Consider the following 7,129-nt stretch of genomic DNA (forward strand, 5'->3'; position numbering starts at 1 on the left):
TTTCTCGCCGGAGAAACACTGCGCGACGGGTCATGGAACTGCTTCTTCCGATCATGGGGACGCAATCCGTCGCGCTCGCGCATCCATCTGAAATTACGGAACGGCTGGGAGCCATGACCCGCGATCTGCGCGATGCCGTGGAGCAATTGCATCACCTGCTTGCCGAAGAAAAACTTTCCTGCTCCGCGCATCTGACCAGAGCCCTTGAGGCGTGCCGGAAGGCCGCCCCGGCGAACCTGCCGCCAAACTCCGCCATGCTGCGCAAAGCCTGTCTGGACGACTGCCTGAACAAGGCATCCAAAGGCAAGGCGTCGCCCGACGCGGAACGGGCTTTCGACGCCATGCGGGACATCATCCGGAAATGGGACGAGGACGGCGTGCTGCTCCGCCGGGCCCAGACGGTCATGCCGTTTGTGGAACTGGCGCGGGAACTCTCCGGTCAGGTTCCCGACTTCCTCAAGCGCGAAGGGGCCGTTCCCGCCGCCTTCGTCCCCCGTCTGGCCCGTCAGGTGCTGTCGGGCGACTATGGCGTTCCCGAAGCGTTTTGCCGCTTGGGGACGAGCCTGACCCACATCCTCGTGGACGAATTCCAGGATACCAGCCGCGAACAGTGGGAAGCCATCCATCCCCTTGTTTTGGAAGCCCTTTCTCGCGGCGGTTCGCTCACATGGGTGGGCGACGTCAAACAGGCCATCTACGGCTGGCGCGGCGGCGACGCCACGCTATTTGACGAGGTCCGCTCCGATGCGGAACTGTGCGCCGTCGCGCCCGAACCGCGCGTCGACATCCTCCCCACCAACTGGAGGAGCTGCCGGGCCATCGTCGAAACCAACAACACCCTGTTCCGCCAGCTTTCCGAAACAGCCACGGCTAAAGCCGTGCTGTCCGCCATGCTCCCCAAAGACACGCCGTCCGCCCTCCTGGCAGCCATTCTTGAGGAAGGGGCCCAGCTGCTCAAAGAAGGCTTTACCGGTTCCGAACAGAAAGTCGCGCCCGACAAGGCCGAAGGTTTCCTGCGTCTCCAGCGCGTCTACGGCGACAAGAGCGAAGATCTGGACGAAGAAGTCCGCGAGCGTCTGCTGGGATGCGTTCAGGAGGTCGTCTCACGCCGTCCGTGGGGGGACGTCACCGTGCTGGTGCGCTCCAACGGGAAGGCCGCACAGGTCGCCGGATGGCTCATGGAGGAAGGGATCCCCGTCGTCACCGACAACAGCTTCCTGCTCGCCGAGCATCCTCTGGTGGAACAGATCACGGCGCTCCTGACGTTCCTCGATTCCCCGCGCAACGATCTGGCATTCTGGACATTCCTTTCCGGCCGCCAGATGCTGTTGCCGCTTATCCCTCTGAGCGAACAGGCGCTGGAAGACTGGGCCGCCGCCCGCCGGACGTCGGAGCGCCGCAACATGCCGCTGTTCATGGCCTTCCGTGAAGATTTCCCCGACATCTGGAGGAAGTGGATCGCGCCTTTCCATGCCGACGCGGGGCTGCTCACGCCCTATGACGTCACCCGCGAAGCGTTGGGGCGCCTCGACATATGGAGCCGCTATCCCGATGAGGCCGCCTTTGTCCGCCGCTTTCTGGAAATCATTCACGTCGCGGAAGGACAAGGATACGGTTCGTTATCCTCGTTCCTCGACTATTGGAACAAGCACGGGCAGCAGGAAAAAGCCCCCATGCCGGAAACCCTCGACGCCGTGCGGGTCATGACCATGCACAAATCGAAGGGGCTGCAATTCCCCGTCGTCATCGTGCCGTGGCACAACTTTTCCCAACGGGTGGACAGCCCTGCCGTGGAGACGCATGTGGACGGGCTGACGGTGCTTGCTCCGCGCGGCCCGGCCTCCGGCTACGCACACTACAAGGCCATTGCGGACAACGCCCGTGAAGCGCTGCACCTGCTTTATGTGGCGTGGACGCGGGCGGAAGAGGAGCTGCACGCCTTCCTGACGGAAACGTCCTCCAGCCGCAATGCATCGGGGCTCGGAAGCGGCCTGAACGTGCTTCTCGGCGCGCTTCCCATGACTGAAGAAACGTTTGAGACAGGTACGCCTCCTTTCGTCCGCCCCGCCGAACAGGCTCGGAAGCCCAAAACGATGCGGGATGGCAAGGCTGTTGCCGAAGAGCTGGCACTGATCGAACCGGAAAGCATCCCGGCAGGACAAAGCAACGAACGCTGGCGTCCCATGCATTGGCTGCCGCGTTTGCGTATCTTCCGAAATCCGCTGGAAGAATTTTCGTTTACCCAAAAACGCCGCGGCACGTTCGCGCACCACTGTCTGGCTTGCCTGCAAACGGCGGGGCAACTGACGGGGCACCCGGAAGAGGATGCCCGCCAAGCCTTCAAGCAGGGCTTGCGCACGTTCCCGCTCCCGATCCGTGACCCCGAAACGGTCGAACACGAGATCGTGGAAATGCTGGCATGGTACGCGGCCCTGCCCGAGGCCGGGGAATGGCTGCGATACGGGACCCCCGAGCAGGAGATCGTTGACGAATCCGGCGAATTGTACCGCTCCGACCTTGTGGTCGACGACGGAAAACGGATTACCGTGGTCGAATACAAAACGGGAGCGCCAACTCCAGCGCACGAAATCCAGCTCCAACGCTATATGCGCCTCATTTCCAAGGCGGCGCCCCGGCCTGTCCGAGGCGTACTGGTATACCTCGATCTCAAACGCCTTGATTACAAACAGCTACAGACATGAAGCGTTCCACCTCCATCCTCCTTTATGTTTTGCTCCCCCTTTTCTGGGCGCTCGTCCTTGCGCTCGGCTTCTTCATCTATACGTTCAATCAAGATCCCGTTGGGCTCGCCCGCTCGCTGTCCGCCCGCTTTTCCGCTCCTGAAGCCGGGTTTGTCTTGTCGGCGGATCAAGCTTCGCTCTCCCTCTTTCCGCGTCCGGCGGCCAGCGTTTCCGGCCTGACCATCCGTACCCCGGCAATGACGCTGTTCGTGGACGAAGGGGCCGTCTATCCTGATTTCTGGGACCTGCTCCACGGAGAAACGCGCATCGCCGGAGTCCGTCTTCTCAAGCCCACGCTGCTGCTTGAGCCGCCAGCCGGAACGACGCCGGACGCGACGCAACAGCCGCGATTCTCCATACCACCGCAACTTGCTGAAATGGATGTCGAGCTCAAAGACGGAACCATCGCCTCTCTCCTTCCCGGCGCGAACAAGTCCGGGATTCACTCTCAGTGGCGGATGTCCGGCATTTCCGGAAGCGCCACCGTTCCGGGAAACGGAGAACCCGGTGAGCTCTCGCTCTCGGTGGGCAAAATGGAATGGTACGGAAACACGCCGCCGGAAAAGGACGGGCAGGCCACCCCAATCCAAACCCTCAGCAACGTTGATCTGGAAATAGCCGATCTGGAATATGCGTTCCCGGCTGATGCCGCGGCCATGCTCCGCTTCAAAGCCACTTGCGCCATGCCGCTTTCCTTTGGCGAGGGCAGCCCCCGGTTTGTCCTCGGTGTGACGGCCCGCACCACTCAAGGCACGCTCGCCATTGACGGCGTGGCCTCCCTTGACGGCACTTTTTCACTGAAACGCCAATCCGTTCCCGTCCATGTCCTGCTTCCGTTCACGGCGGAAGCCCCTTTGGGCTCCCTCTTTCAGGGTGCCCCTCTCCCGCAGATCGCCATCAAAGGGGCCAGCCTCAAAGTCGAAGGGGATCAGGCCACGTTGGACGGACGGCTGCTCTTCGGCGCGGATTATGTGCCGACGCTGCGGGGGACGCTCGCCCTCAAGCACCTCAGCCTTCCCCGCTGGTTCGGCTTTGCGCGGGATCTCCCGCCGGGCGTGCAAGTCGCCTTGGATAACATCTCGGGAACGCTTCCGTTTGAGCTGACCCCGCAAAAACTCGTCGCCTCTTCCGTCACCGCGACGACGCTGAATACCGTCTTTACAGGAGGCGGAGGCGTCAACGATTTTTCCAATCCCGTCATTGCGCTGCACCTTGCGACCAAAGACGCCCCATTGAACCGGGTATTCCCCGAAGTGGAAAACAAGGCGGTTTCCGCGCCGTCCTACAAAGTGCCGCCGCTTCTCGGAGGAGACGATTCCAATGCGGCGGTGGGCTATGACATCCATTTGGAAGCCGCCCGCGCCACATTCTGGAAGTGGGCGGCCAACGGCGTTTCCGTCCGCATTACGCCCGATCCGGCCAGTAGAACGGAACAGACCAAAGTCGCCATCCGCTGCGGCTCACTGTACGGCGGATCGGCACAAGGCGATCTCATCCCCGGCGACGTCATGGCCCTGAACCTCACGGCCAGCGGCGTCAACGTCGACAGCCTGTTCAGCCCTGCAGCGGGATATCCCGTTCTGAAAGGCACATTGACAGGTTCGGCCAGCTTTACGGCACGGCCGACTTCGCCCGCCGCTTTCCTCTCCTCGCTGAAAGGCAAGGGGGAAGTGCTCATCGAGAAAGGCAACCTGTCGCTTTCTCGGGCCAAAAAAGAAAAAACTCTCGCCTTCTCGCAATTGCGCATCTTCTTTCAAGGGGCGGGAAGCCGGACGCAGGGAACGCAGCCGCGCTATGTCTATACCGGGAAATGGCAGGGCAGCCTGACGACGGCGGCCGGGCAGAGTTCACTCGACCTGACGGGAGCGATCCAGTTCCCAACGAGCGGCCCTTTCAATCTTTTCACCGACGCCGTTTCCGCTTCAGGCAAGCTCTCAGCCAACGGCATCGGCGGGCAGGCTTCAGGTAAACTGTCCCTCAATACGCAAGCCAACACGCTGGAGGCTAAAGAGCTCTCCGGGCAGCTTCTTACGAAAGACGCCTCCGCCTCGTTCACCGGTTCCCTAAACGGAACCCGTCTGGATGCCAATCCGGCATGGGACGCTTCATTGTCCGTTTCCACGGGAAACCTCCGTGCCCTCCTCGCCCAATGGGGAATGTTGCCCTCCAGCCTTCCCCAACAGGCGCTCAGGCAGGCGCAGATCAAAGCAAAAATCCGGGCGGACGAGTCCATACTGCGCCTTTCAGAGATTGAAGGGCGCGTCGATGATACCCGCCTTGCCGGTCAAATCGAAGGCACCAAAGGAACGCCGCCGCACTGGACCGCCAAACTCCGGCTTGGGACATTGCGTCTGGGGGACTATCTGCCCGCGTCTTCCAAATACGCACAACCGAGTACACCGTGGCAGACCGAATGGCTCAGAAAAGTGCAGCTGGATGGGGATCTCAGTGTGGAACGTCTGGTCATCGCCCGCATTCCGCATGAAAACCTGACCGTTCCCGTGACCATCAAAAACGGTGTGCTCACGGCCGACCCCATCAAGGCCCGTGTCGCTGGGGGAACGGCGGGGGCCGGATTGCGCGCGGAGGGCACTGCGGGAGGGCTGCTCGCGCGATTGCGGTATACGCTGAGCGCCGTCAATGTCCTGACGCTGTGCAAGGAACGGGGGCAGGAGCAACTGCTGTCCGGCACGGGAAGCCTTGACGCGGACGTTTCCGGCCTGCTCCGCTCCGGCGCGGATATCCCCGCCGCCCTGAGCGGCACTCTCAATTTCGTTATCCGGAACGGGGAATTGGATGCGAAGAAACCCGGCCCTATGAGCCGTTTCAATTCCCTGAGCGCTTCCGGGGCGCTTTCCAAGGGAATCCTGACAACACGCGATCTCAACCTCTCCGGCGGCCTGTCCGTCCGAGGCCAAGGCAGCATCAATCTCATCAACAAAACGCTCAACTATGCCTTGAACGTAACCGGGCCCGGTATCCCGGAAATTCCAGTGCGCTACTACGGCAGCCTCGACGCGCCGCAGCGCAGTTTCAACGCTACCGGTATTTTAGCCAATGTTTTCAACAGTATCGGCAGCGGAGTCCTCAACATTCTGGATATTGTGGTTTCCGCCCCGCTCCGCCTGCTTGCGCCGTAACGGAAAGGGACCGAATCGCTTCGGTCCCTTCGATTTATTCACCGATGGTGTACTCAACCCACGGCAGGCTGACCACACGCACCTGCTTGAGGAAGGCTACAACATCATCGGGGCCATGATAGCGGGTCACCTTGAGATCGTCATAACTCAGCATCGCCACCGGAACGCCGGGAAAGAGCGCTTGGGCGCGTTCCGAAAACGCTTCCAGTTCGCTGGGATTCATAAACAGCTTGGGGTCGACCAGCACCACCGCGAAATCCAGCCCGCATTGCGTCACTCGCGCCGCTTGCAACTTCGGCATTGTCATATCCTTTAGGTTTCTGTTACGCCTTTTCAGGGAAAAACCTCTCCACTGAGGCGAGGTCTCCCGTTTGTACGTCTTCTTCGCGCAAAAGGCTACGGTCCGTACGCCACCCCCCGCATATTTTCATTTGAAACATCCCCGATCCGGGCTACAGCCAAAAGAACACCATGCTTAGAGGAGAACGCCATGCCCAATCATGCGGCCTTCAATTGGAAGTTTCACAGGATCGGCGGTCTGGATCAGGTGACCTTGCGGACGCCTGAAGAACTGCTGCACCTCAACGAGCTTGACCCCAAACTCTGGGTCGCGCTCAGTTGCCCTATCGACAAACTCCAGTTCGACGCACGGACGCTGGAACTGCTTGACGCCGACAAGGACGGGCGCATCCGCGTTCAAGAGGTTCTCGACGCCGTTCGCTGGACTGTGGACCGCCTCAGCGATCCGGCGCTGCTGGCCGAAAGCCGTCCGGAGTTGGCCCTTGAGGAAATCAGGCAGGATACGGATGAAGGCCGCCTGCTTTATTCCACAGCAAGCCGTATCCTCACGCAAAGTGGAAAAGAGGGGGCTCTCACGCAGGAGGATGTAGCGGAAGCCATTGACGCGGCTACACAGACCGCATTCAACGGCGACGGCGTGATGACGCCGCACCCTTCCTTCGATCCCGATATGAACCGCTTCATCGAAGACATCGTCGCAACGACGGGCGGAGCAACCGACGCCGGAGGCCAGCAAGGCGCCACGCTCGAACTGGCCCAAACGTTCATGCGCAACATACAGGATTACAAGGCGTGGTTCGACGAACTTGCGGCCTATGCGGACACGTTTCCGCTTGGTTCCGGTACGGACACGGCCTTCCAGATTTTTCAGTCCGTACGACCCAAAATCGATGACTACTTTACGCGCTGTCAGCTTGTCGCCTTTGACGTTCGGGCCTCGGATGCGCT

General features: G+C 61.0%; 3 protein-coding genes and 1 pseudogene. 3 read left to right on the forward strand and 1 reads right to left on the reverse strand.

Going from position 1 to position 7,129, the window contains the following annotated elements:
- Positions 1-32 precede the first annotated feature (32 nt).
- Complete coding sequence (locus HMPREF0178_RS02540; protein ID WP_050809245.1) at positions 33-2,702, forward strand: exodeoxyribonuclease V subunit beta; 2,670 nt, start codon at positions 33-35, stop codon at positions 2,700-2,702.
- Positions 2,699-5,881 (forward strand): AsmA-like C-terminal region-containing protein, encoded by a 3,183-nt coding sequence (locus HMPREF0178_RS02545; protein WP_009378767.1) that lies wholly within the window; start codon positions 2,699-2,701, stop codon positions 5,879-5,881. The genes HMPREF0178_RS02540 and HMPREF0178_RS02545 overlap by 4 nt, the downstream gene beginning before the upstream one ends.
- Before the next feature lie 34 nt (positions 5,882-5,915).
- On the opposite strand, the gene HMPREF0178_RS02550 is transcribed toward HMPREF0178_RS02545, so the two are convergent.
- Positions 5,916-6,182 (reverse strand): hypothetical protein, encoded by a 267-nt coding sequence (locus tag HMPREF0178_RS02550; protein ID WP_005026645.1) that lies wholly within the window; start codon positions 6,180-6,182, stop codon positions 5,916-5,918.
- Between the two features lie 189 nt (positions 6,183-6,371).
- Between HMPREF0178_RS02550 and HMPREF0178_RS21895 the strand changes: the two are divergent.
- A pseudogene (locus tag HMPREF0178_RS21895) lies at positions 6,372-7,129 on the forward strand (hypothetical protein); the annotation flags it as partial.

The organism is Bilophila sp. 4_1_30 (assembly GCF_000224655.1).
Classification (GTDB): Bacteria; Desulfobacterota; Desulfovibrionia; order Desulfovibrionales; family Desulfovibrionaceae; genus Bilophila; species Bilophila wadsworthia.